Raw genomic sequence first — 25,614 nt, forward strand, 5'->3', positions numbered from 1 at the left:
AAGAGTGCAATCCTATGCAAAATATTGCTGTTTTAGGTGCCGGTATCACCGGTATTACGACTGCCGCTAAATTACACGAACAGGGTTTCAACGTTACGGTTATTGATCGTCAACGCTACGCTGCAATGGACACTAGCTTTGCCAATGGAGGGCAATTGTCCGCTTCGAATGCAGAGGTGTGGAATACTTGGTCAACGATTCTGAAGGGTCTTAAATGGATGCTTCAGTCTGATGCTCCCTTGCTTGTGAACCCTAAACCCTCTTGGCACAAGATCAGTTGGATGCTCGAGTTTATGGGTAACATTCCCAACTACGAGCGAAATACAATTGCGACGACAGAGCTTGCAATAGCCTCTCGAAAGCACATGCATGCCCTTGCAAAACGTTGGGGTGTGGAATATGACACATCAGACTGTGGCATTTTACATTTCTACTCTGATAAAAAAGACTTTGAACATGCTAGGCGTGTTAACAAGCTGTTGGCTAAGGGGGGGTTAGAACGTTTTGAGTTGTCACCCTCAGAGATCATCGATAAAGAACCACAACTTCATGGTGACTTTGTCGGCGGTTTTTGGACGCCTAGCGATTTTACCGGCGACATCCATAAGTATGCTTTTGGTTTGGCGGAGGCTATTCGTAAGGACGGCGTTAACTTTCTGATGGAGACCGAGCTGGTTGACGTTAAAACTGAGCAAGATGTCGTAAGGCTGAAAGATGCCAATGGCAGCGAGCTGGAGTTCGATGGCATTGTTGTTTGCTTGGGGGTTGGCAGCCGAGCGCTCGCCGCTAAGTTAGGCGATCGCATCAATATCTATCCAGTTAAAGGCTACTCGATTACCGTCAATTTGCGTGATGAGCAGAGCCAGCAGAGTGCGCCTATCCGTTCCCTTCTTGATGATAAAGCGAAGATAGTGACAAGTCGCTTGGGTGTTGATCGCTTCCGTATCGCTGGCACAGCTGAGTTTAATGGCTACAACCGAGATATTCGAGCAGACCGCATCAAACCGCTCGTTGACTGGTGTCAACAACACTTCCCAGATGTATCAACTGAAAGTGTTGTTCCATGGGCTGGATTGCGACCAATGATGCCAAACATGATGCCAAAGGTTGGACCAGGTCGTCGTTCTAACGTCTTTTACAACACAGGACACGGTCACCTTGGTTGGACGCTCAGTGCAGCGACCGCTGATCTAGTGACAGCGGCTGTTGTTGAAGCGCGAGATGGAAATCAGCAATTTAAACAGCTGGCGCATTAAACCAGTAACACTCGAAATCAGATTGAATTGGAGAAACATATGTTAAATATTACACGCTTAGATATATCTGATGCGGGGCTTTTGATTGAGGGTGCTCGCCTGAAGGCTAAAGAGATAGGTATTCCTATGTGTATCTCTATTGTCGATGAGTCGGGTAACCTTATCGCTTTTGAGCGTATGGATGGCGGGAAAATTACCAGTGTAACCATCTCTCAAGACAAAGCATTCACGGCGGCGGCGGCGAAGAAAGCGACCCATGAATACAATGCTGTGTGTCAACCAGGTTCACTGGTGTTCGGTATACATACCGCCCTAGGTGGTCGTCTATGTGTTGTAGGGGGCGGTTTGCCGATAGAACATGATGGCCAAGTCGTTGGGGGGATCGGTTTAAGCTCGGGTACGCCTACACAGGATATGGAGTGTGCCCAGGCGGGGATTGATCATTGGCGATCACAGGTACAGGCTTAGCTTCACTGTAGGTAGGCCAGATTAGCCTTTAAGCCTTGAAATAAAAAGGGAAGCATATGCTTCCCTTTGATTATTTAGAACAGATTACTTTTGGTAGTTACGGAACGCTTCAAGAGCGGCTTTTGCATCGACACCGCGATCGGCTACCGATTCCATCCACATTGCGTCAAGACCCTTCATAGTGTTACGCATGTCTGCAGCGAGTTTTTCGTAGCTATCAACCATATGGATGTTAGTACCTACCTCTTTTGCATGCGTCATGCCGATCGCATCCATATCCTGCCATGTCTTACCTTGCATTCGAGATAGATTTTCACCTAGAGCTGCACGGATTGCTTCAGCATCTTTTGGATCTAGATCTTCCATGAATTCCTGGTTAGCTACGAAGCTGAACACAATGGTGTAAAGCGCTGTTGGGAAGACGGTTAGGTGGTCAGTGACTTCATCCAGTTTAAAGAACTTGTGTTCACCAGCTGGAAGGAAGGTACCATCAACAACACCTTGCTGCAGCTTCTCGTAAGAGCTAGGCGCTGAACCGCCGACAGGGGTCACTTCCAAGCGTGCAGCTAGTTCATTGACCATACCGCCGCCAAGACGGATCTTTTTACCCTTGAGGTCGTCTAAGCTGTTGATACGGAATTTAGAGTGGATAATGCCAGGTGCGTGTACCCACATGCCTAGTAGTTCTAGGCCTTCGTATTCGTTGGCATCAGCAAAATACTCTTGCTGCACCTTCCATAATGCTACAGATGCATCTTCTGCATCCGACATTTCACCTGGGATTTCAGCAACACCGGTTAAAGCAAAGCGACCTGGCGTGTAAGCGTTTACACCCCAAGAGGCATCAATGATGCCATCTTCTACTGACGAGTAGATTGTCTTTGGGTGACCTTGGAAGTTTTCGATAACAACCTTAACGCGGCCTTCAGTTGCCTCTTCAACCATCTTTTTGAACTCTGGCATCGCAACAGAGTTTTGTGGGTGAGTAGGTGGTAGCCAAGTCGCAACACGCATGGTTGTTTCAGCCATTGCGTTCATTGAGATTGCAGCGCCTACCGCTAGGCCGATTGCTTTAAGTTTTAGGTTGGTCATGTTTATTGCTCTCATTTTAAATGGTTATTTTTATAGTAAAAAAACAGTAAAAGTTATTTTAGGGATGACTTCCACTGCACCTTAGTCGAAACTGTTAACGATATAGCAGATCCGGCAAGAATAGGGTGATCGGTACAAAAGCGACGATCAGTGCTAAGCGTACAATGTCGGCACACCAGAATGGTGTTACGCCTTTAAAGATCGTGCCGGTTTTAATGTCTTTGAGAACAGCGCTGAGGACAAATACGTTCATACCCACCGGCGGTGTAATCAGACTGATCTCTGTCACTACAACCACCACGATGCCATACCAGACAAGATCGAATCCTAGGCTATCAATCAACGGGTAGAACACAGGGACCGTTAGCAGCAGCATCGATAGACTCTCAAAGACCATTCCCAAAAGAATGTAGATGCAAAGAATAACGATAATGACGGCCATGGGAGAGACATCAAGCGACTGCACAAACTCAAGAAGCCAAACGGGTAGACCGGCACGGTTGATGAAGTCAGAGAAGATCAATGCGCCGATGATCACGGCAAATAGCATGGTCGATGTTCGAACGGTATCCGACAGTACTTCGTAGGTTTTCACCAGATTGAGTTGTCCACGAAGTAGGGCGATCAAGAATGCGCCTGCCGCACCAATACCGGCTGCTTCGGTAGGCGTAAAGACGCCTAAGTAGATACCGCCCATTACGATCGTGAACAGCAGAAGTACACCCCAGATGCCTTTCAGTGCCTGCATGCGTTCTGCCCAGGTGAATTTCTCACCGGCTGGGCCCGATTTAGGATTGCGCATAACGACCCAGCGCACAGCTAACATGTAAAGAATGACGCCTAAAAGACCTGGTATAAAACCTGCCGCAAACAGTTCGCGGATACTGGTCTCTGTCAGTAGGCCGTAAATAACAAGGATGACTGACGGTGGTATCAGAATGCCAAGTGTACCGCCCGCTGCAATGGATGCGGTTGCAAGTGAATCGGCATAACCAAACTTACGCATTGGTGGCAGTGCAACCTTGGCCATGGTCGCCGACGTTGCTAGGCTGGAGCCACAAATAGCAGAGAAGCCACCACACGCAACAACCGTAGACATGGCGAGACCGCCGCGACGATGACCCAAAAAAGTATAAGCGGCGTTGTATAGCTCTTGAGACAGGCCTGAGCGAGTGACAAAGTTACCCATTAATATGAACAGAGGGACTACTGAGAGAGAGTACTCCTGTGCCGTCTCAATGACACGGTTAGAAGCCAAAGTCAGTGATGCTTTCCAACGGAAGTCGAAAAGGTTATCAAGAGTTAGGCCCTGTAAAATAGCGAAACCAAAGAACCCGACGATCGCCATCGCAAAGGCGATGGGCATTCGGATGACTAGAATTAAAAAGATAAGGAGCGCGAAGCCTATAATTACTGCGGTCATCGTGATAAATCCTTAATGCTTCTCTTTGTATATACGATAGATGCCATAGGTGATCATACCCAGTGCAGTGAACCAACTCATGACGGCGATGTACTCAATTAGATAGCCTACTGGTAGTTCCAAGTATTCTGTTACCTCGCCTCGGCGCAGTTTTCGTGCACCCAGTTGCCAAATACGTACACCGACAACGTAGAAGGAGGTTGAGATCGCCAGTGCCGAAAACATAGCCAGAATACGCACGATTTTGTGGCCAAGTGTTGAGTCTAAAAGGTCCACTAAAATGTGTCCTCCACGCCATGTCACAACAGGCATTTCGGCGAAGATAATGATGGCAAGACCTAGTTGGGTGATCTCAAAAGCACCATCAACCCCATTGTTGAAGAGGTAACGGCCGAAGACATCGGCAACGGTCAACATCATTAAAAAGAAGAGGCCACAAGCCGCTATGACTTCTAAGCCAAAAGCGATCCATCTGAAGGGGCCGGGCTCTGGGTAGTGTTGATCTAGCCACTCCGCGCGGCTAAGGGTAGTCTCGTTACTCATATGACCTCAAAAAAATCGATCTCTACACAGTCAGGTTTACGAACACCCGTGCCGATAAACAGACGTTCCGTAATCCACTGAAAGCGTTCGGTACTGGTTTCAAAAATAGGGGTGCACTTGAAGTAGACTTCGCTTGGATCGACGGGGATTCCATCGATGATCTTTTGTGTTACTTCTGGATCAGCAGCGCGCAGTGCTCGATTCTGTACAAATATGGTCTCGCCATCATCCGACTCAAGCACATAACGTGCATCCAGTTCGGCTAATCTTGGTGAAACGATACGTTGAAAGTCAGCACCACCAGGTAAAACACGGCCATTCCAGCCCTTACCTTGAACGGTGCCACCTGTAATCGGAATCACTCTGCGCGTGCCAAATTGTGCTGCACCTATCTCCTGGGGTGTAGCAATTTCAACACGCAGTGATGCGAAGTGCTTTAACTGTGGAATATCCATTAACGCTATACTCTATTTATTATCTGTAGTTTTTGGATACGAAGCTTATTGTTTAGGTGTACAACATATCACGTGTCGTCTCTAAATCTATGCACTTTTCCAACTAATTCACAAAAAATTATGGCTTTTGCGATTTTTGAACAAGGGTCAGGATATCGTAGCTTGCGACAAGCTCACCGTTTTGATTAACGACTTCGACATCCCAAGAGACAACACCGATAGCATCGCCTTTGTTGTTGACTTTACCTTGGTCAATTTTCGTCTTGCATGTGATTCTAGCTTGTATGGTATCGCCGATACCAACAGGGTTTACGAATCTGAGTGTGTCTAAACCATAGTTGGCCAGGACAGGCCCTACACCCGGATCAACGAATAGGCCAGCGGCCGCTGAAAGCACAAAATAGCCATGAGCGATGCGTTTCTCGAACATGGAGTCACAGGCCGCTTGCTCATCGAAGTGCATGTAAAAATGATCGCCTGAGAGGCATCCAAAATTAACAATATCAGCTTCTGTAACCGTTCTTCTGTGAGTTAATAGAGTCTGACCGATCTCGAGCTCATCGAAATGGTAACGGAATGGATGAAGCGGTTTTTCGATTTTGTCTGCGCCACGGACATATTGGCCTGTCACCGCCATCAGCATCGTTGGTGATCCTTGAACAGAAGCACGTTGCATGTAGTGTTTAACCGCTCGAATTCCGCCTAATTCTTCACCGCCGCCAGCTCGACCTGGTCCGCCATGTTTAAGCATGGGTAACGGTGACCCGTGACCAGTAGATTCTTTTGATGAACGTTCGTCCAAAATGTGAACGCGTCCATGCCATACAGCCAGTTTAGGTGCTACCACGCCTGCGATGGCAGGGTCTTTAGTGGTTAATGTTGTCACCAAAGAGCCTTTGCCGCGTGCAGCGAGTGTGCAAGCGTGATCAACGTCTCTGTACGGCATCAGTGTGCTAACAGGTCCAAAAGGTTCAATATCGTGAGCCCCTCCCTCTGCGTCTGGAGAGGTGTTTAGTAGCAATGTAGGTTCAAAGAACGCGCCCTTTTCAGTGCCTTCACCAAAGGGTTTGCACTCTGCACCTCTACCAAGAAGCACGTCGCTGCTGGACATCAACATCTCTAGTTTTTCTTGTACATCACGCTGCTGATCTATTGAAGCAAGGGCTCCCATTCGAACACCTTCAATCGTTGGATCACCTAAAGTCGTTTTACCCAGTCTCTGTGTTAATGCACCTGAAACCGGTTCGATAAGATGCTCTGGGACTAGGATACGACGGATTGCAGTACATTTTTGTCCTGCTTTGACCGTCATCTCACGCGCCACCTCTTTAACAAAAAGATCGAATTCTGCATCCTCTGGTGTCACATCAGGTGCTAGGATCGCACAGTTTAATGAGTCCGCCTCTGCATTGAATGGAATAGAGTGATTTAGAATGTTCGCATTGCTTTTTAACATCCGAGCGGTGTCTGCAGAGCCGGTAAAGGTTACGATGTCTTGAGAATCAAGTCGATCCAACAGGTCACCTGTAGACCCTATGATCAGTTGTATAGCTCCTAATGGAAGCAGATTAGATTGATGCATCAGCTTCACGCACGCCTCGGTTAAGTAAGAGGTTTGCGAGGCAGGTTTAACGATAGCGGGCACGCCAGCAATAAAATTGGGGGCGAATTTTTCTAACATTCCCCATATAGGAAAGTTAAATGCATTGATATGAACTGCAGCACCTTGCTTCGGAACTAGGATGTGACTGCCAAAAAATTGTCCGACCTTACCCAGCTGGACAGGATCTCCCTCGTGAATTGTATTGCCAGAGGGGAGTTCATTACGCCCCATGCTTGCATAAGCAAACAGCGTTGCAATACCACCTTCTATATCGATCCAGCTGTCATTTCTTGTAGCACCAGTATGAGCAGAAATCTGATAGAGAGACTCTTTATGCTCCATCAGATATTTGCCTAGGTTTCTCAACAGCGTGGCTCGCTGTTGAAAATCGAGAGCCAACAGACTTTTGTGACCAATCGTCTTTGCGTAGTCCAGACTTGAACTAAAATCTATTGCTTCAGAGTGAGTAGAAAAGACGGCATCACCATTAATAGCACTATTGAGTGTTTGATGAGCATTCTGACCAATCCATTGGCCTGCGATGAAACTTTGAACGATTGGTGTTGATGTCATGATAAATCCGTTTATTGATTATAGTTTTTTATATTTGATCGAAATCTAGAACGACTTTGTCGCTTACTGGGTACGATTGACAGGAGAGTACGAACCCCTCTTTGACCTCATAGTCTTCAAGCCCGATGCTAACATCCATCTCAACCTGCCCCTCAACCACCTTGCATTTGCAGGTTGAACAGACGCCTGCTTTACAAGAATAGGGAAGTTCTGCCCCTTGTTCGTTAGCTGCATCTAGGATGTTTTGCGTGTTCTGCGCAAGATCAAACTGCTTAACATGCCCATCGCGCATGATTTCAATGCTAGATAGGTGTGTTGCACGCTCAGCAGCTTCTGTTCTCTGTGCTCTTTTTTCACTGCCCTGAGTCGTTCCGAAGAGCTCAAAATGAACGTTTTGCTTCGCGACTCCCGCTTTAATAAGTGATTCACTCACGGTTTCTGTCATTGATTGAGGACCACAAATAAAGACATCCGTTAATCGCTTAACATCGATCCATCTAGAGAAGAGGGCTTCACATTTCTCTGCGTCGATATGACCGTTATAAAGGTCTATGTCCTGTTGTTCGCGACTGAAGATGAAGATGAGATTTAAACGTCCCATGTAACTGTTTTTAAGATCTTCCAATTGATCTTTGAACATGGTGGAACCCGTCGCTCTGTTGCCATATATCAGTGTGACGTGGCTTTTTGGCTCCGATCTCAAAATGGTTTTTACCTGCGATAGAATAGGTGTGATACCGCTGCCTGCTGCCACTAAAAGATAGTTACCTGAGTGCTCTTCATTAAGATCGGTATAGAAGTGCCCCATGGGTTCCATGACATCAATTTCATCCCCAATTGCCAACTGATCATTGGCAAAGTTGGAGAACAAACCGTCAGGCACTCGCTTTATAGCAACTCTAAGCTCGTTGTCATGGACACCACTGCAGATTGAATAAGAGCGGCGTACCTCTTCGTTATTGATGTTAGCTTTTAATGTTAGGTATTGACCTTGATTAAATCGAAAACGTTCCTGAATCTCGCACGGTACTTCGAAAGCTAACGAGATTGAGTCGCGTGTCTCTTCTGTGCGATCAGCAATTTTTAAACGGTGGAAGTTGCTCATTTTATCTCCCTGGCCTAGATGCATTTGAAGTAATCAAATGGTTCTAGACAGTCGTTACATTGGTACAGCGCTTTACACGCTGTGGAACCAAATTCTGTAATCTCTTTGGTATTGGTACTATCACAAACTGGACAAGGAATCGCTTGATCGAGTTGTGGCTTGTCAGCACTGCCGATGGGCGGTGCTATGCCATACTCTTTTAAACGGAGTCGACCGCGTTTTGTAATCCAGTCTGTCGTCCAAGCGGGTGCAAGTCTTTGCTCAATGGTGACGGCGTTGAACCCCGAATCTTCAAGGGCTCGTTTAGCGCTCTGTTCAATGTGCTCAGTGGCTGGACAACCGGAATAGGTTGGCGTTAAAACGACTTGTAATACTCCACCAACGGGTGTAATTTCGCGAACAATACCCAAGTCAGTAAGACTCACAACCGGTACTTCCGGATCCATGACTTCATCCAGAACTGACCAAGCTAACTTAACTGACTCTTCTGTCAGCTCAGATCGGTCAGTTGCAATCAACTCACCAGCATGCATTCGGGTATGCTCGTTGTAAAAATTGCATCTCAGCTAAGATAAAACCAAGGCTTTCTGTATGCAGACCCTTAGCTCCACTGAGGTAGTTGTTATCGGCAGCCTCAGGTTGCATCAGCGTTGCTTCAGTTAATGTCTTTGATATGATCGCGTGCCAATCACTGCAAAGATCATTTACACCTGGTGCAATACCAGATGAATCCAATGTCTTGAACAGTTCGCACGGCTTGGCTAGCTCGAATGTGAAATGCCAGATTTTGTCTAACGCGGATTGCATGCGTTCGTGGCTTTCAGAAGTGCCGTCGCCCAGTCGTTTTATCCATTCACTCGAACGACGGATATGATAACTAGACTCTTTAAGGGACTTAGCCGCGATGCCCGCTATTTTCTCATCAGATGAACTACACAGTTTTTCAAGAAGAGGATAGTGCCAAGCATCAAATAGAAACTGCTTAGCCATCGTCATCGCGAAGTCACCGTTTGGCTGTTCAACAATTAGAAGATTTCTGTACTCGCCTTGGTCTCTTAGGAAGACCAGATCGTCGGCTGTACGACCATCACCAATACGTTCAGCGGCATACTCTAACCAGTTACGCGCTTGTCCGACTAGATCAAGGCCGACATTCATCAATGCGACTTCTTCTTCAAGAGCGGGTGCTCCTCCAACAAGTTCACACAGACGCTGGGCCTGTATCATGGCGCTATCGCCAAGTTGAAGCAGAAGTTCCGTTGTATCATCAAAACGTTTCATAGGGGCCTCTACATGTGTCCAACTTCATCAGGCAGTTTGTAAAAGCCAGCATGTCGGTAAATTTTGTCATCGGATGGATCGAATAACGCCTCTTTTTCATCCGTTGCTGTGGCCGTTATCGATGCAGATGGTACGACCCAAATACTCACTCCCTCGTTGCGTCGTGTATATAGATCGCGCGCGTTCTCGATAGCCATCTCAGAATCCGCGGCATGCACACTCCCGACATGCTTATGGTTTAGGCCGTGTTTACTGCGGATAAACACTTCAAATAGGGTCCAATCAGCCATAGTAGTTCTCCAAATTAAGCAGCATTACGCTGTTGTTTTTTGTTGGCGTAAGCAACAGCAGCTTCACGAACCCATGCGCCTTCATCAATCGCCTTTTTACGCTGGGCAACACGCTCTTTATTACAAGGGCCGTTACCTTTGAGTACTTCGAAGAACTCAGTCCAATCGATTTCGCCATATTCCCAATGTCCGGTCTCTTCATTAAATTTCAGATCAGGGTCAGGCGCAGTACAGCCTAGAATTTGCAGTTGTGGAATGGTTTGATCGATAAAACGCTGGCGCAGCTCATCATTTGAGTGACGTTTGATTTTCCAAGCCATTGATTGGGCGCTATTGGGTGAGTGAGCATCGGATGGCCCAAACATCATCAGTACAGGCCACCAGAAACGGTTAATGGAGTCTTGAACCATCTCCTTTTGAGCGTCGTTTCCTTCGCGCATAAGGTGCAGAAGAATTTCATAGCCCTGGCGTTGGTGGAAACTCTCCTCTTTGCAGACTCGGATCATTGCTCGAGAGTAGGGTCCATAAGAGGTTCTTTGCAAAGGTACTTGGTTCACTATGGCCGCACCATCGACAAGCCAACCAATGGTTCCCATATCAGCCCAGTTCAAAGTAGGGTAGTTGAAAATACTGGAGTATTTCGCCTTGCCCTCGTGCATTTTTTGGACCTCTTCATCACGATCAGCGCCCAGTGTTTCCATAGCACTGTACAGGTACAGACCATGCCCGGCTTCATCTTGAATTTTGGCCATCAATTGCAACTTTCGCTTCAGTGTGGGTGCGCGAGTAACCCAGTTACCCTCAGGCAGCATGCCCACGATTTCTGAATGCGCATGTTGTGAAATTTGACGTATCAGTGTTTTCCGGTATGCCTCTGGCATCCAGTTCTTAGGTTCAATCTTTATTTCCGCGTCAATACGAGCCTGAAATGCCTGTTCTTCTGATGACATCTCTGTAGTTGATTTGACACTTTTAACACCGGTTTCAACCATCTGTGCGTACATAACAGACCTCTCTTTAAATGATTCAAGTCATCATATCAAAAGCGACACTAAAAAATAACAAGTATTTAAATTTTTGTATCGCATTTGGGCTCAAGTTCACACGATATTGCGTGTGTTCATTTATCTCTCATCAAATACGCGCTGTGCTTTACCTTCTGAACGAGCTATGGACCCTATGTCTCGAAGTTGAACACCGATACTGATGCCGACTGACGATTTTACATGATGCTTCAATGCCGCGATTTGTTGAGCCGTTGTCTCCTCAGGTTGTTGAGCAAACTCTGAACGTAACTCTATATGAACCATCATGCTGTCCATGTTTCCTTCGCGGTGCAGGTGGATTTCGTAATTTTCCGAGAATTGCGGAACTTTACAAACCTCTTCCTCAATTTGAGTAGGAAATACGTTTACACCGCGAATGATCATCATGTCATCACTACGGCCGGTGATTTTATCGATTCGACGCATAGGGCGAGCGGTACCCGGAAGAAGCCTTGTCAGGTCTCGCGTTCGATAGCGCAGCATAGGCAAAGCTTCTTTGCTCAGGGTTGTGAAGACTAATTCACCAAGCTCACCATCGGGCAGTACTTCACCGGTTTCAGGGTTAATAATCTCGGGGTAGAAGTGATCTTCCCATACTGTGGGTCCATCCTGTGTTTCGCCACACTCTTGTGCTACACCTGGTCCCATGATCTCTGAGAGACCGTAGATATCGGTAGCCGTGATGCCAAGACGTCGCTGCATGGAAAGACGAAGATCATTTGTCCAAGGCTCAGCACCAAATATCCCGAGTTTTAGACTCAATTGATGTGGGTCGATACCCTGTCTCTCCATCTCATCGGCAATATTGAGCATGTAAGAGGGTGTGACCATAATGATGTCAGGATTGAAATCCCTAATTAAGCGAACCTGCTTTTCTGTCTGTCCACCGGACATAGGGATGACAGTACAGCCAAGCCGCTCTGCACCATAGTGGGCGCCTAGACCACCCGTAAATAGACCGTATCCATACGATACATGAACCTTATCGCCCGGTTTTCCTCCTGCCGCACGAATCGATCGTGCTACGAGATTGGCCCAGTGATCGATATCATTTTTAGTATAACCCACCACAGTTGGATTACCTGTTGTGCCACTTGAAGCATGAAGTCGCACGATCTGATCCATGGGCGTTGCAAACAACCCAAATGGGTAGTGGTCTCTCAAGTCACTCTTGGTGGTAAATGGGATAATAGATAAATCATCCAGTGTTTTGATGTCTGAAGGGTGTATACCTTTATCATCAAAGCGCTTTTTGTATAGAGCGACATTATCATAAGCGTGAGATACGCTTTTCTTTAAACGATCTAGTTGTGTGGCGCGAAGCTCATCAATACTGGCCCGTTCCATCGGGTCCAGTTGATCTGGTGTGAAAGAGGTATCAACCATCATTGCTTAATTCCTTTTAAAATCTTGTTATGAGTGCTCACTTTCCGGAAGAACAGTTCCTTTTAAGGCATAGGATTTGCCTCTAAAAATCGCAATTAATTTATTATCTTGATTACGTATCTCAACATCATAATTACCCGTACGCCCTGATCGACTTCTCTCTTGTGCAGTTGCAGTTAAATGATCACCCATCAAACCAGGTGCAACGTAGTCGATGCTGCAACCTATCGCAACGCAGGGCTGATTGTAGGTATTACAGGCGAGTGCAAAGGCTGAGTCAGCCAGTGTGAACAGATAACCACCATGACATGTATTGTGGCCCTGTACCATAAAGTCTTTAACGAACATCGACATAGAGGCTTGACCAGGTGACACGCTGCTCATCTTCATTTCAAGATGATTGGTTGCAGTATCACGGGAATAGAGCTCCTTTGCGCAGGCTTCAGCAAGCTCTTGTGCTGTTTGAGATCTTGAATCCTTCATAATTAGCAACCTTTATAGTCAGGCTGGCGCTTTTCAATGAAGGCGTTAACACCCTCTTTATAATCATCTGAATTGCCAAGACGGGTCTGTATGTCTCGTTCAACGTCCAATTGATCCTCAAGAGAATTGTTAAAGCTTAGGTCCAGTGCCTGCTTTGTTTTGGCCAGCGCTAGTGTGGGTTGTGTCGCCAGTTGCTTTGCGAACGCGATCGATTCTTCATGAAGGAGGTCGTCGTCAACGGCTTTAAATATTAGGCCCCAATCAACGGCTTGTTCGGCGCTTAAAGGGTTCCCAAGCATAGCGAGTTGCTTCGCACGTGCCAGGCCAACCAAACGAGGTAATAGCCATGTGCCGGCTGAATCGGGTATCAGACCTATCTTACAAAAGGCTTGAACAAACTTAGCGGATTTAGCAGCGATAACGAAATCACACGCCAGTGGAATATTGGCACCTGCGCCTGCTGCGATGCCATTGACTGCACAAACGACGGGTTTTTCCATGTGGTAGAGACGTTTTACAGTGTTATTGTAGTAGGACTCGATAACATTTCCGAGGTTTGGCATTGGCTCAGCAGGCTTAACCATAGCATCAGAGAGATCCTGACCAGCGCAAAAAGCACGTCCAGCACCGGTTAAATAAACAGCTCTTACTTGAGAGTCCTTGGCGGCTGAATCCAATGCTAAATGCAGCGAATGATGCATTGCTTCATTAAAACTGTTTAAAGTGTCTGGTCTGTTGAGTGTAATCATAGCTACACCCTCAGACACCTCATATATGATATCGGTTAAATTCATTACTTAGACTCGTGCTCTTGTCGTTATTCATTAATGCACAGAAATTAAGTACCCGTGTACTGGATACTTTGTTAACGTATCTAAATATGCCGTAAAAAAAGATACATTTCAAATTATGCTTTCTGTATTTTTGTATCGCTTTATTTGGAAATAGATTAATGCAACAAACCTTATGCGCCGATTTGTGCATCCAGCGCTTTCAATCTCAAACACCTCTCAGGGTGCCTTCTCTTATTATTAGTGTTTGGGGAGATTCGATTGTTGCCCATGGTGGTGAAGTATGGCTCGGAAGTCTGATTCGACTTTTGGAACCCTTTGGTATCAATGAACGTTTGATGCGAACATCCGTTTTTCGCCTGACACAAGAGGGCTGGCTCCTATCCCATAAAGTGGGACGCAAAAGCTTTTATCGACTAAGCCCTGATGGTGAGTACCGTTTTAGTGCAGCGTTTAATCGCGTCTATCGGCTGAATGTCCCTCAGTGGCAAGGAGTTTGGACGTTATTGCTAATCTCCGCTCTAACTGCAGATGAGAAAAAGTCGCTTTCAGATGATTTATCACTCAGCGGCTTTGGCTCACTCAGTAACTCTGTACTAGCCTTTCCTCAAGCCGATCGCGATGACGTCATATCAATCCTGAGAGAAAATGGATTAGCTGATAGAGTGGTTCTGTTCGAATCTCAGGTAGTGAATGAAAGTGAACAAGCTCTTCGAAATCTTATTTGGCAGGGCTGGGGTCTGAAGTCTTTGAATGACGCCTATATTGATTTTGTCGATTTCTATCAGTCTCTTAATGCCCCTGCGATGCATGCTCAGCTTCAAGATCCCAAAACGGCATTCATTACTCGAACGCTCATGATTCATGAATATCGAAAACTGGCACTAAGAGACCCTTCTTTTCCTGATCAAATACTCGGCAGCCGATGGCTAGGCAATGAAGCTAGAAGCTTATGTGCATCACTTTATAAGCAACTGACACCGGCGGCCCATCATTGGATTATCAATGAGTTAGAGGGGAGGCAGGGTAAATTGCCGCCGATATCCAATGATTTTTTGAATAGATTCGACGGCATTAATGTTTAAATTTGGATTCCAGGGCTAAGGTGCAGGGTTTGGTTGTGAGTTATGAATCTTGTTAATTGCTTTTAGCTGATCTTTATCCAACACTAACGCTTCACTAACAATGTTGGATTTCAGTTGTTCCATTGTAGTTGCACCAATGATCGTTGAGAGAACAAAGGGTTGTTGGTTAACAAATGCCAGTGCCATTTGGGAAGGTTCCATCCCCCACTGCTCTGCAAGCTGACAGTACGCTTCGATTGTTGTTTCACACTCTTTGCTTGAGTAACGCGCGAAACGTTCAAAAAGAGTGATTCGAGCGTTTTCAGGCTTGGCTCCATTTCGATATTTACCACTCAGGGCTCCAAATGCCATGGGCGAATAGGCCATTAAACCGACGTCCTCCCTATGGGATACTTCGGCCATGCCAATTTCATACACACGACTCAACAAGTTGTAAGGATTTTGAACCGTTTCGATTTTAGGGAGTCCCTGTGTTCGAGCGAGCTCTAAATACCGCATAGTTCCCCACGGATTCTCATTTGAAAGCCCAATTGAGCGAATTTTTCCGCTCTTAATCAGTATGTTCAGAGCCTCTAGAGTTTCATGAATCGGGGTGTCATCGGTTTCGCGGTGGCGATAGCCAAGCTGACCAAATATATTCGTACTTCGCTCTGGCCAGTGTAGCTGGTAAAGATCAATGTAATCTGTCTGCATTCTGCGAAGACTGTCATCGACCGCTTTGGTTAAGTACTCTAAATTGTGTTTTGGGCCGCCGCGGAGATACTCCATGCTGGCGCCGGATCCAGCTGCCTTAGTTGCTATTACCCAATCCTCTCGATGTCCATTCTTTGCAAACCAAGTACCAATGATCTCTTCAGATCGGCCAGCTGTCTCAGCAACAGGGGGAACAGGGTACATTTCAGCACAGTCCATGAAGTTGATGCCTTGATCCATTGAGTATTGGATCTGTTCGTGGGCTTCTGCTTCACTGTTCTGCTCACCCCAAGTCATAGTGCCTAGGCAGAGCTTGGATACCTTTTTTCCATCAATGCGGGTTAGTGACATGTTTAATTCCTTAACTACTTAACGGTGTCCTGTTTTGGTAAAACTTTCTCACCAATACTGATCGTTTTTCTATTTGGCTCAGCTTCTGTGAGTGGCTCTACTTCTACACATGATTTGAGAGACTCTTTCGCCAGTGCAATATAAGCCTCTGTGCCTTTGTGTTTCCAAGCCATCTCTTGCTCTGATAGTTCGCGCACTACTTTTGCGGGTGTTCCCAAAATCATCGAACCCTCAGGAAAAGAGTCCCCTGTTTTTACAAAGCTGTGAGCCCCGACAAAGCTTCTAGCACCGATCTCGACTTTATCCATGACGGTTGCGCTCATACCTACCAGTACACCTTCACGGATGGTGCATCCATGCAATATTGCACCATGCCCTATGTGGCCATAATCCTCGACAACAACCGTGATATCTTGGAAGCTGTGGACCACTACGCAGTCTTGGATATTGACACCCTTGCCTAGTTTGATGGCTCCAAAATCACCTCGCAGGCTTGCCAGAGGTCCTACGTAGCAATCTTCACCAATGTGTACATCACCCAAAACGACAGCTGTTGGATGAACATAGGCGCTAGGGTGAATGACGGGTGTGACACCTGCTAATTGATAGATGGGCATGTTACTTTACCAATATTATTTTGATTGAATGTGTAATATATTGCATGTTTGGTTTTATTGATAGTCAGTTCGAAGGTTTGGTATGGATACTCTAGAAAATCTTAATAGCGATCGTTTTCCGTCGCTTAATCTTTCACTTCATGGATCCGTGTTGTTGATTCAATTCAACAGACCTCGTGAGCTCAATGCGTTATCGACTGATATGTTGGGTCAAATAGCGACGTGTTTGGTCGAGGCGGATGCTGATACCAACATTTCGGTGATGGTCCTAACGGGTGATGAACGAGCTTTTGCTGCGGGTGCTGATATTGATGAGTTGCAACGTAAAACAGGCGCGGACGTAGCAACCGATCCGCGAAATCAACACTGGGCAGCTATACGACAACTACAAAAGCCTTTACTCGGTGCCGTTAACGGCTTTTGTTTGGGTGGCGGTAATGAATTGGCTATGCTGTGTGATTTCTTGGTAGCAGGCAATAATGCTAAGTTCGGACAGCCCGAGGTTAATCTTGCTATCTTGCCGGGAGCAGGGGGTACTCAAAGACTTGCTACCCTTGTTGGAAAGGGGAAAGCGATGCGCTGGTGTTTAACGGGCGAGTTTATTGATGCCAATGAGGCTCTCTCTTGTGGTTTGGTAACAGAAGTCTGTCAACCCGAGCTAACGATCGAAAAGACTTTGGATATTGCTAAGTTGATCTCAACCAAAGCACCACTTGCAGTTATCGAAAATAAGAGAGCTATTAAAGCAGCCGTTGATCTGCCACTTGATGCAGGTTTGGATGCTGAGCGCTCATCATTTTCTCGTCTTCTTGACAGTGAAGATAAGCATGAGGGTATTTCTGCTTTTAAGGAAAAACGACGCCCTAATTATCAGGGGAAATAACAATATGAAATATATTGCATTGACTTATCTCAAAGATAATGCAACATATAGCCTATAACAATATATAAAATAGGCTTCAGATTATGAATCAAGCGCGTTTCCACGACCTTATTGCGCCGGTGACCCAGTGGTTGGCTGGCCGTGATATTTCTCCTGCCCTAACCGACTCCCTCAACTCAGAGTTTTCCAGTGACAGTGAATGGTTTTCTGAACTCAAAAGTCTCTGCTCCATCGGTGTAGATGAGGGGTGGCTGTGCCAATACGAGGCTGGCGGCATCAAATATGGTCGGGTGTTTAAGCCTAGTAATGACCTTGCAGGTTTCAGCGTCGATGTTGTGCTGATGAATGATGTGGTTGGTCCGCATCACTCGCATCCTAATGGTGAAGTGGATCTGGTTATTCCATTGAACGAAGGCGCTGCATTTGATGGCACCGATCATGGTTGGAAAGTTTACTCACCTGGCAGTGCGCATAAACCGACAGTGGCCAACGGTGAAGCCTTTGTCATCTATCTGTTGCCTGATGGTGCAATAGAGTTTACTCGATAATTCTAAAAATAATTTCTCTTAAGACGGTCCTTAGAACTGTCATTAATAATAAAGGAATCAAGCAATGGGTTTTGAATTAAGCAGCTGCGATCACTCGCAAAATCCGCCTGTGGTCAATGTACCTCGAAACTATAATGCAGCCTATGATTTGATGCAGCGTAACTTAAACGCTGGCTTCGGTGATAAGCTTGCTTATATTGATGATCAAGCGACAATTACCTTCTCAGAATTAGACCGAAGGTCCAATCGTCTCGGTTCATCACTTAACTCGCTAGGCGTTCAGGCTGAGCAAAGGGTTTTCTTGTGTGCGCTGGATACTATTGATTGGCCCGTATCGTTCTTGGGTTGTATCAAAGCGGGTGTATTGCCAATAGCAGTCAATACGCTACTCACTTCTAAAGATTATGAGTACATGCTTAATGATAGTCGCGCTAAAGTGGCTATTATAGATCCTAGTTTTGTTCCGACGTTTAAAGAACTTCTAGGTAAAGTACCTACGTTAGAAACTCTGATTGTAACGGGATCAGAGTCTGTGGATGGGTGTGATTCGGTGGCGGATTTAGAAGCAAAAGGCACCGACTCATTCGTAGGGCCTATGACGACTTGTGATGATCCCTGTTTTTGGTTGTACTCGTCAGGTTCGACTGGTGCACCCAAGGGTACGGTTCATATTCACTCCTCCATCATTCAAACGGCGGAATTGTTTGGCAAGGGCGTTCTTGATCTTCAGCAGGATGATGTTGTTTTCTCGGCGGCTAAATTATTCTTTGCCTATGGTTTAGGTAATGCGTTTAGTTTTCCACTATCGGTGGGGGCTACAACGATTCTCTATTCTGGTCGTCCAACGCCTGATTCCGTTTATGAGCGTCTTGAGAAGCATTCGGTAACGGTATTCTGCGGCGTACCTACTTTGTATGCCGGAATGTTGGCAAAACAAGATAAACCTGCAAAAGGCTTATTGCCTATACGTATGAGTACCTCGGCTGGTGAGGCCCTACCTGCTCAATTGTTAGAACAGTGGAGAGAGGAAAGGGGTAGCGACATTATTGATGGCATCGGTTCTACCGAGATGCTTCACATATTCCTATCTAATGCTCCAGGTCGCGTGGCACCCGGTACTACAGGTCAACCGGTGCCGGGCTATGAGGTTAAGTTGTTGGATGCTGACGATAATGAAGTACCTTCTGGTGAAATTGGTGATCTTGTAACCAAGGGGCCCTCTACAGCGATCATGTATTGGAATAACCGTGCAAAAAGTACTGCGACCTTCCAAGGTGAATGGACTCGCAGTGGCGATAAGTTCTACATCAATGAAGAGGGTAATTACGTCTACGCAGGTCGCTCAGATGACATGCTCAAAGTGAGCGGAATATATGTATCTCCTGCTGAAGTAGAAGCGACACTTATTCGGCATCCTGCGGTACTTGAAGCCGCCGTTGTCGGAGCGATGGATGATAACGACCTGGTCAAGCCGAAAGCGTACATCATTCTCAAAGAGTCTGTTCAAGAGACTCCAGAGTTAAATCAAGAGTTGAAAGACTTTGTTAAGGCTAATCTTGCGCCGCATAAATATCCGCGTTGGTTTATTTATGTCACGGATTTACCAAAAACAGCGACCGGTAAAATTCAACGGTTCAAATTGCGCGAGCTTGGTTAGTGGTTAATTTTATTGAAGTAGATGGCCGCCAGCATGAGGCGGTTATAACAACACCAGCAGGTGGCGCTAGAAATAGCGTCGCCTTTATTTTGTTGCACGAGGGGCTTGGTTGTGTTGAGTTGTGGAAGGATTTTCCTCAGCAACTTGCGGATCAAACCGGTTCGGATGTTGTTTCTTATAGCAGGGGTGGGTACGGTAAATCGTCTCCCGTTGAGGTACCTCGTCGATTGGACTACATGGCTGAAGAAGCCACAGTCTGGCTGCCCCAAATTATGCAGCAACTTGAGTACGATCAATTTATTCTAGTTGGCCATAGTGATGGCGGTTCAATCGCGTTGATTTTTGCAGGCACCTCAACGGATGATCGTGTGATCGGTGTTGTAACACTTGCAGCCCATGTGTTTAACGAACCTGTTTGTGTAGCAAGTATCGAGAAGGCCCGTGACGCTTATGAGTCAGGCGGTCTTCGCCAAGGGTTGGCCCGTTACCATGGTGACAATGTTGACTGCGCCTTTTGGGGATGGAATAAGGCTTGGCTTGATCCAGACTTTCTCGATTTTAATATCGAGTCCTACTTGGAGTCGATCCGAGTGCCTTTGCTCGTTGTTCAAGGTGATCTAGATGAGTATGGAACACTTGATCAAGTTGATGCAATTGTCTCACAGGCCGGTTCTAGATCCGAGTCATTAGTCATCCCAAATTGTCGTCACTCTATCCATAGAGATGCGCCGGAGCAGTTAATTGCTGCAATAAAAGAATTTAAGCACAGTTTATAAGACGTTAAGGAGTAAATAACCATGCGAATGATGAGTTACCTATTAGGTGAGTGGCAAGATAACGGTAGCACCGCAGCAGACGTTTATTGCGCGTTGGATGGCTCAGTAATGGGTAACATCGCAGGTTACGAAGTCAGTGGGGGTGATATTCTCGATTTTGCTCGAACAGAGGGCGGTTCAGCGCTTCGTGGCATGACCTATTTAGAGCGTGCCGGCCTATTGAAACAGATAGCCGCTGTTCTGGGTGAGAACAAAGAGGAGTACGCTGAACTCAGCGCAAAAAATAATGGTGCCACCGCAATGGATACATTTCTAGATGTGGAAGGCGGTATCGGTACACTAAAATACTACGCTTCATTGGGTAAGAAGCTTGGTGATCGTAAATGGATTGCAGATGGTGAATTTGAACAGCTCACAAAAGATGAGAACTTCAGAGCGATTCATGTAAAGACGCCACTGCGAGGTGCTGCTGTTCACATAAATGCATTCAATTTCCCAGCATGGGGCATGCTAGAAAAGCTCGGTGTTGCGCTTCTGTCTGGTGTGCCCGCGGTGGTTAAACCAGCGGCTGTCTCTTTGCCGGTTGCATGGGTCATGGCGCGCGATATTATTAATGCAGACATTCTTCCTAAAGGTGCATTTAGCTTTTTGGCGGGAGGTGGTCGAGATTTAATGGATCACATTACATCTGCAGACGCGGTAGCGTTTACAGGTTCAGCGGATACCGCGGCCATGCTTGCATCGCACCCAAGGGTTATCAGTGAATCAGTTCGATTCAATGCCGAAGCCGATAGTATTAATTCATCCATCCTTGGACCCGATCTTACTGCAGGTTCAGACGGATTTAATTCATTTATTCACGAGGTCTCTAAAGAGATGACGATTAAGTCGGGGCAGAAATGTACCGCTGTTCGTCGCATCTTTGTGCCTGATTCGGAGTTAGAGGCTGCGAAGGAAGCGTTGGTTGCAAAGCTTTCTAAAGGAAAACCAGGTAACCCCGCTAATGAAGGTGTTACTTATGGTCCATTAGTCAGTGCAGCGCAACAGTTAGCAGCAGAAGAGGGTGTCAAAGCACTGCTAAGTGAGACAGAGATAGCTTTTGAAGGTGATATTGGAACATTAGATGGCGAATCATCTGGTTTTTACGTCACGCAAAAACTATTGGTGTGTCAGGACCCTAAATCAGCTACTCAAGTACATGAAACAGAAGTGTTTGGTCCTGTTGCAACACTGATGCCTTACAGCAGCGAAACAGAACTTTTCGAGTTGGTGCGCCGAGGTGGAGGTTCATTGGTGAGTTCAATTTTCACTAACGATGATCAATTTGCTATGAACGCAGTGGTCGAGCTCGGCTCGACTCATGGGCGTCTTTTGATTGTTGATGACAGTGTTAGTCGCGGTCATTCAGGTCATGGCAATGTGATGCCGATGTGTATTCACGGTGGCCCGGGTCGTGCAGGCGGTGGTCAAGAATTAGGTGGTTTACGAGGATTAGACTTCTACCATGTGACAACTGCTGTGCAGACTAATCTAGCGCGGGCAACTGCGTTAAGAGGTGAGTGATGTCTTTATCAAATAACTACGAATGTCTTCAAGTTACAGAGACAGATGGTGTTGTTGAATTAAAATTGAGCCGTCCTGACAGACTCAATGCGTTCAGTAAAACTATGCACGCAGAGTTAAAAGTAGCTCTTAGAGAGATTGAGCGTTTGGAGTCTTTACGCTGTCTCATTTTGACAGGCGAGGGTCGTGGTTTCTGTGCAGGGCAGGACCTTGAGGAGCGTCGTATTCCTCATGGAGAACCCAAGCCTGATTTGGGGGACTCTCTAAAAAACACCTACAGTCCTCTGGTTATTAGATTGAGAAATCTGCCTGTTCCTGTCATTGCTGCAGTTAATGGTGTCGCTGCTGGAGCTGGTGCATCGCTCGCGCTAGCTTGTGACATTGTTATTGCAAAGAAACAGGCAAAGTTCACTTTTCCTTTTAGTCATTTAGGTTTGGTGCCTGATGCTGGTGCAACAGCGACGCTGGTGAGGAATGCCGGTCAGGCTAAAGCTATGGCTATTACCATGCTCGGTGAGGTTGTTACGGGTGAAGAGGCAGCTGAATATGGACTCATCTGGAAAGCGGTAGAAGAGGATCAGTTCTCATCAGAGGTAGATAATATTGTTTCCAACTTAAAGGGTAAGCCTAAGTTGGGCTTGGAGCTCATTAAACGTAGCCTCTATCGCGCTTTTGATAATGACTTTGCCGCTCAACTGGAACTGGAAAGTCAATGCCAGAAGCTAGCCGGTCGCAATCCGGAATTTTGGCAGAAAGTTCAGCAATTTTTAGATAAGAAGTAATGATATGACCACACAATACAAAACGGTTGACCAAATTAAACAGGTGGGCGTAGTTGGTGCAGGCACTATGGGTGCAGGAATCGCTCAGGTCGCTTCTCAAGCTGGTTTAGATGTAGTGCTCTTTGACTTGAGTGAATCGGTACTCGAGGCTGCAAAAGCGAATCTAAAAAAATCGATGGATAAGCTGGTTTCACGCGGTAAATTCAGTGAGGAAGATGCACAGGGCATTTGCGATCGAATCTCCTACGTCAATGATATCAACTCTATGGAACGGGCCGATCTGGTTGTAGAAGCTATTGTTGAGCGTTTGGACATTAAGCAACAGCTGTTTCAACAACTGGAGTCGATCTGTTCAGACCAAACTATTTTAGCAACTAATACCTCCTCAATCTCCGTGACTGCTATTGGATCGGCGTTGAAAGATCCTGCTCGCTTAGCAGGTCTGCACTTTTTTAATCCTGCACCTATTATGAAGTTGGTTGAGGTGATTCATGGCTTGGCGACCGACGCTAAGGTTGTTGAAACATTACTTGCACTGTCTAAGCAGTGGGGCAAAGTGGGTGTGGCTGCTAAATCCTCGCCAGGTTTTATTGTTAACCGAGTAGCACGTCCTTTTTACGCTGAAGGGCTTCGAATGGCTGAAGAGGGTGTCACTGAACCTGAGCGAATCGATCTTTTATTAAAAGAAGCCGGCGGTTTTCGTATGGGGCCTTTCGAGTTGACTGATCTTATCGGGCAGGACGTTAACTACGCAGTGACGAGCTCAGTATTTGAATCTTACTATTTTGATCCTCGATTTAAACCATCGCTCATGCAAAAAGAGTTAGTTGATGCCGGTTGGCTTGGACGTAAGAGTGGTCGTGGCTTTTATCAGTACCCTGAGGGTAAACAGTTAGTCCCAAACCTTGAGTGGGATGATATCCGTTTTGGTGGGTTCTTTAATATTAGCAGTGCTGTGGTATCACCCGCGATTAAGTCGCTTATTGATAGAATTAAGGCGCGTGGAATAGAGATTCCTACCGAGACTGAAGGTGATGAGGGCGAAATCGTGTTTGCTAACGGCGCAACACTGGTTTTGACGGATGGTCGCACAACCCTAGAGCGTTCTCTGGCTGAAGATAATCGCAACCTTATTCAAATGGATCTCGCTATCGACTATTCGACATGTGAATCTCTAGCGCTATCAACACATCCGGAAATGCCTGAAGAGGTTTGGACTGAAGTCTATGCAATGTTCGATTTCTTGGGTGTCAAAACTCGGGTTGTAAAGGACTTGCCAGGTCTGATAGTGATGCGAACAGTCGCTATGCTTATTAATGAAGCGTCTGATGCGCTTCATTTAGGAATTGCTGATGCCGCTGGAATAGATGCCGCTATGCAGGCAGGTGTGAACTATCCGACCGGTCTATTAGCATGGGCCGATAAGCTAGGCACCAGTTTCGTAGCCGATGTGTTGGATAACATCAGCCTATATTATGGCGATGATCGTTACCGAGTATCGCCTGCGCTGCTCCAGCGTGCATTCGTAAATGCCCCTTTTCATCAGATTGATTAAACAAGGATTTAAACATGGCTGAAGCTTTTATTTGTGCAGCAAAACGCTCTGCTATTGGTCGTTACGCAGGTTCACTGGCCACCGTTCGCCCTGATGACTTATTAGCTCAGGTTATTAAAGCAACTCTGGCTGAGGTTCCCTCTTTAGATACAGCGTCAATTGATGATGTGCTGATGGGCTGTGCTAATCAGGCAGGTGAGGATAATCGAAATGTTGCTCGCATGTCAGTATTGCTCTCAGGTTTGCCCACTTCGGTTCCTGCTTCAACCATCAACCGCCTATGTGGTTCTGGTTTGGATGCCATTGGTACCATGGCTAGAGGCATTAAAGCGGGTGAGCTGAATGTTGCACTTGCTGGCGGCGTCGAATCGATGACGCGAGCTCCCTTTGTTATGGGTAAGTCTGAAACTTCTTTTGGGCGTTCTCAAATTTTAGAAGACACCACGATGGGGTGGCGATTTACTAACCTTGCGCTTAAAGCGATGTATGGCGTTGATACCATGCCACAAACGGCTGATAACGTAGCGGCTGAATATGGTATCAGCCGTGAAGAGCAAGATCTGTTTGCATTTAACAGTCAGGCTAAAACAGCGGCTGCTCAAAAAGCGGGTCTTTTTGCTGATGAGATTGTACCAATCGAAATTAAAGACCGTCGCGGCAACATTAGCTATTTTGATGTCGATGAGCACCCGCGTGAATCATCACTCGAGAAGTTAGCTCAATTAAGAACAGTTAATGGTGGTGATGGTTCGGTGACTGCGGGCAACGCTTCCGGCATAAATGATGGCGCCTGTGCCGTGCTGCTGGCCAGCGAATCCGGTGCCGCTGCTAACGGGTTAACACCTCGAGCGCGTGTTGTTGCTATGGCAACCGCTGGTATCGATCCTCGAATCATGGGTGTTGGCCCAATCGAAGCAGTCAATAAAGTACTGAAACTATCTGGTCTAACATTGGATCAAATGGATCTTATTGAGTTAAACGAGGCCTTCGCTTCTCAGGCATTGGGCGTATTGAGGGGACTCGATATTGATCCCAATGATACTCGACTTAATCCTCAGGGTGGTGCTATCGCGTTGGGTCATCCACTTGGCATGAGCGGTGCACGTCTTGTCACAACTGCTATGACTCAGCTTGAGCGTAGCGGAGGTAGATATGCACTGTGTACCATGTGTATCGGTGTGGGGCAGGGTATTGCTGCCATTATCGAGAGAGTCTAGTGTGCTTAATGAACTAGAGTTCCGGTTTCATTTCTATTATCAGAAATTTAATTCAAATAAATGATAAAAAACTGTAGTAAATCAATAAAAGA

The 25,614-nt window shown here is 46.3% G+C and carries 26 protein-coding genes; 11 read left to right on the top strand and 15 right to left on the bottom strand.

Annotated elements, in window-relative coordinates; genetic code table 11:
• Positions 1 to 14: 14 nt before the first annotated feature.
• Together XMA127_RS01870 and XMA127_RS01875 are read left to right on the top strand one after the other, a co-directional pair.
• Positions 15 to 1,256: a D-amino acid dehydrogenase gene (locus XMA127_RS01870; RefSeq protein ID WP_173483838.1), complete on the top strand. Its 1,242-nt coding sequence runs from the start codon at positions 15 to 17 to the stop codon at positions 1,254 to 1,256.
• A gap of 39 nt (positions 1,257 to 1,295) precedes the next feature.
• A complete protein-coding gene (locus XMA127_RS01875; protein WP_173482915.1) occupies positions 1,296 to 1,724 on the top strand; it encodes a heme-binding protein in 429 nt (142 codons plus the stop codon).
• A gap of 84 nt (positions 1,725 to 1,808) precedes the next feature.
• Here XMA127_RS01875 and XMA127_RS01880 read toward each other — a convergent pair whose 3' ends face one another.
• The 13 genes from XMA127_RS01880 to paaG all read right to left on the bottom strand — a co-directional run bounded on the left by XMA127_RS01880 (position 1,809) and on the right by paaG (position 13,798).
• Positions 1,809 to 2,816, bottom strand: a complete 1,008-nt coding sequence (locus tag XMA127_RS01880; RefSeq protein WP_173480334.1) for a TRAP transporter substrate-binding protein — start codon at positions 2,814 to 2,816, stop codon at positions 1,809 to 1,811.
• Positions 2,817 to 2,910: 94 nt separating this feature from the next.
• Positions 2,911 to 4,239, bottom strand: a complete 1,329-nt coding sequence (locus XMA127_RS01885) for a TRAP transporter large permease (protein ID WP_173480335.1) — start codon at positions 4,237 to 4,239, stop codon at positions 2,911 to 2,913.
• 12 nt (positions 4,240 to 4,251) lie between these two features.
• Positions 4,252 to 4,782, bottom strand: coding sequence for a TRAP transporter small permease (locus XMA127_RS01890; protein ID WP_173480336.1), 531 nt, complete (start codon positions 4,780 to 4,782; stop codon positions 4,252 to 4,254).
• Positions 4,779 to 5,237, bottom strand: a complete 459-nt coding sequence (locus XMA127_RS01895; protein ID WP_173483839.1) for a DUF3237 domain-containing protein — start codon at positions 5,235 to 5,237, stop codon at positions 4,779 to 4,781. Before XMA127_RS01895 ends, XMA127_RS01890 begins: the two co-directional genes overlap by 4 nt.
• 118 nt (positions 5,238 to 5,355) lie before the next feature.
• Positions 5,356 to 7,413 carry a phenylacetic acid degradation bifunctional protein PaaZ gene (gene paaZ / locus XMA127_RS01900; RefSeq protein WP_173483840.1) on the bottom strand — a complete coding sequence of 686 codons (2,058 nt, stop codon included), beginning with the start codon at positions 7,411 to 7,413 and terminating at the stop codon, positions 5,356 to 5,358.
• A gap of 28 nt (positions 7,414 to 7,441) precedes the next feature.
• Positions 7,442 to 8,518 carry a 1,2-phenylacetyl-CoA epoxidase subunit PaaE gene (gene paaE, locus XMA127_RS01905; RefSeq protein ID WP_173483841.1) on the bottom strand — a complete coding sequence of 359 codons (1,077 nt, stop codon included), beginning with the start codon at positions 8,516 to 8,518 and terminating at the stop codon, positions 7,442 to 7,444.
• Between the two features lie 14 nt (positions 8,519 to 8,532).
• Positions 8,533 to 9,051: a 1,2-phenylacetyl-CoA epoxidase subunit PaaD gene (gene paaD / locus XMA127_RS01910; RefSeq protein WP_173483842.1), complete on the bottom strand. Its 519-nt coding sequence runs from the start codon at positions 9,049 to 9,051 to the stop codon at positions 8,533 to 8,535.
• Positions 9,038 to 9,799, bottom strand: coding sequence for a 1,2-phenylacetyl-CoA epoxidase subunit PaaC (gene paaC / locus XMA127_RS01915; RefSeq protein ID WP_173483843.1), 762 nt, complete (start codon positions 9,797 to 9,799; stop codon positions 9,038 to 9,040). Before paaC ends, paaD begins: the two co-directional genes overlap by 14 nt.
• An 8-nt stretch (positions 9,800 to 9,807) precedes the next feature.
• Positions 9,808 to 10,089 (bottom strand): 1,2-phenylacetyl-CoA epoxidase subunit PaaB, encoded by a 282-nt coding sequence (gene paaB, locus XMA127_RS01920; protein ID WP_173480342.1) that lies wholly within the window; start codon positions 10,087 to 10,089, stop codon positions 9,808 to 9,810.
• Between the two features lie 14 nt (positions 10,090 to 10,103).
• The gene (paaA, locus tag XMA127_RS01925) at positions 10,104 to 11,093 is read right to left on the bottom strand and encodes a 1,2-phenylacetyl-CoA epoxidase subunit PaaA (RefSeq protein WP_173480343.1); all 990 of its coding nucleotides are present in this window, start codon (positions 11,091 to 11,093) and stop codon (positions 10,104 to 10,106) included.
• 120 nt (positions 11,094 to 11,213) lie between these two features.
• Positions 11,214 to 12,521: a phenylacetate--CoA ligase PaaK gene (gene paaK, locus XMA127_RS01930; RefSeq protein ID WP_217362003.1), complete on the bottom strand. Its 1,308-nt coding sequence runs from the start codon at positions 12,519 to 12,521 to the stop codon at positions 11,214 to 11,216.
• Positions 12,522 to 12,548: 27 nt separating this feature from the next.
• On the bottom strand, positions 12,549 to 13,004 hold the full coding sequence (gene paaI / locus XMA127_RS01935; protein WP_173480345.1) for a hydroxyphenylacetyl-CoA thioesterase PaaI: 456 nt from the start codon (positions 13,002 to 13,004) through the stop codon (positions 12,549 to 12,551).
• Between the two features lie 2 nt (positions 13,005 to 13,006).
• Positions 13,007 to 13,798 (bottom strand): 2-(1,2-epoxy-1,2-dihydrophenyl)acetyl-CoA isomerase PaaG, encoded by a 792-nt coding sequence (paaG, locus tag XMA127_RS01940; RefSeq protein ID WP_173482908.1) that lies wholly within the window; start codon positions 13,796 to 13,798, stop codon positions 13,007 to 13,009.
• Positions 13,799 to 13,956: 158 nt separating this feature from the next.
• Between paaG and paaX the strand changes: the two genes are divergently transcribed.
• Complete coding sequence (gene paaX / locus XMA127_RS01945; protein WP_173482907.1) at positions 13,957 to 14,880, top strand: phenylacetic acid degradation operon negative regulatory protein PaaX; 924 nt, start codon at positions 13,957 to 13,959, stop codon at positions 14,878 to 14,880.
• Positions 14,881 to 14,895: 15 nt separating this feature from the next.
• On the opposite strand, the gene XMA127_RS01950 is transcribed toward paaX, so the two are convergent.
• Both XMA127_RS01950 and XMA127_RS01955 read right to left on the bottom strand, forming a co-directional pair.
• Positions 14,896 to 15,924 carry an NADP(H)-dependent aldo-keto reductase gene (locus XMA127_RS01950; protein ID WP_173482906.1) on the bottom strand — a complete coding sequence of 343 codons (1,029 nt, stop codon included), beginning with the start codon at positions 15,922 to 15,924 and terminating at the stop codon, positions 14,896 to 14,898.
• 14 nt (positions 15,925 to 15,938) lie between these two features.
• Positions 15,939 to 16,541 carry a transferase hexapeptide repeat family protein gene (locus XMA127_RS01955; protein ID WP_173482905.1) on the bottom strand — a complete coding sequence of 201 codons (603 nt, stop codon included), beginning with the start codon at positions 16,539 to 16,541 and terminating at the stop codon, positions 15,939 to 15,941.
• Between the two features lie 82 nt (positions 16,542 to 16,623).
• On the opposite strand from XMA127_RS01955, the gene XMA127_RS01960 reads away from it, so the two are divergent.
• The 8 genes from XMA127_RS01960 (at position 16,624) to pcaF (ending at position 25,522) form a co-directional block, all read left to right on the top strand.
• Positions 16,624 to 17,424, top strand: a complete 801-nt coding sequence (locus XMA127_RS01960) for an enoyl-CoA hydratase-related protein (protein ID WP_173482904.1) — start codon at positions 16,624 to 16,626, stop codon at positions 17,422 to 17,424.
• A gap of 83 nt (positions 17,425 to 17,507) precedes the next feature.
• On the top strand, positions 17,508 to 17,972 hold the full coding sequence (locus XMA127_RS01965) for a DUF4863 family protein (protein WP_173482903.1): 465 nt from the start codon (positions 17,508 to 17,510) through the stop codon (positions 17,970 to 17,972).
• A gap of 64 nt (positions 17,973 to 18,036) precedes the next feature.
• Positions 18,037 to 19,629, top strand: a complete 1,593-nt coding sequence (locus XMA127_RS01970) for a benzoate-CoA ligase family protein (protein WP_173483844.1) — start codon at positions 18,037 to 18,039, stop codon at positions 19,627 to 19,629.
• Positions 19,629 to 20,405 carry an alpha/beta fold hydrolase gene (locus XMA127_RS01975; RefSeq protein ID WP_173482901.1) on the top strand — a complete coding sequence of 259 codons (777 nt, stop codon included), beginning with the start codon at positions 19,629 to 19,631 and terminating at the stop codon, positions 20,403 to 20,405. The genes XMA127_RS01970 and XMA127_RS01975 overlap by 1 nt, the downstream gene beginning before the upstream one ends.
• A gap of 21 nt (positions 20,406 to 20,426) precedes the next feature.
• The gene (locus tag XMA127_RS01980; protein ID WP_173482900.1) at positions 20,427 to 21,968 is read left to right on the top strand and encodes a 3,4-dehydroadipyl-CoA semialdehyde dehydrogenase; all 1,542 of its coding nucleotides are present in this window, start codon (positions 20,427 to 20,429) and stop codon (positions 21,966 to 21,968) included.
• Positions 21,968 to 22,750 carry an enoyl-CoA hydratase-related protein gene (locus XMA127_RS01985; protein WP_173482899.1) on the top strand — a complete coding sequence of 261 codons (783 nt, stop codon included), beginning with the start codon at positions 21,968 to 21,970 and terminating at the stop codon, positions 22,748 to 22,750. The genes XMA127_RS01980 and XMA127_RS01985 overlap by 1 nt, the downstream gene beginning before the upstream one ends.
• A 4-nt stretch (positions 22,751 to 22,754) precedes the next feature.
• On the top strand, positions 22,755 to 24,305 hold the full coding sequence (locus XMA127_RS01990) for a 3-hydroxyacyl-CoA dehydrogenase (RefSeq protein ID WP_173482898.1): 1,551 nt from the start codon (positions 22,755 to 22,757) through the stop codon (positions 24,303 to 24,305).
• A gap of 14 nt (positions 24,306 to 24,319) precedes the next feature.
• On the top strand, positions 24,320 to 25,522 hold the full coding sequence (gene pcaF / locus XMA127_RS01995; protein WP_173482897.1) for a 3-oxoadipyl-CoA thiolase: 1,203 nt from the start codon (positions 24,320 to 24,322) through the stop codon (positions 25,520 to 25,522).
• Positions 25,523 to 25,614 lie beyond the last annotated feature (92 nt).

The organism is Marinobacterium sp. xm-a-127, assembly GCF_013283425.1.
Taxonomy (GTDB): domain Bacteria; phylum Pseudomonadota; class Gammaproteobacteria; order Pseudomonadales; family Balneatricaceae; genus Marinobacterium_E.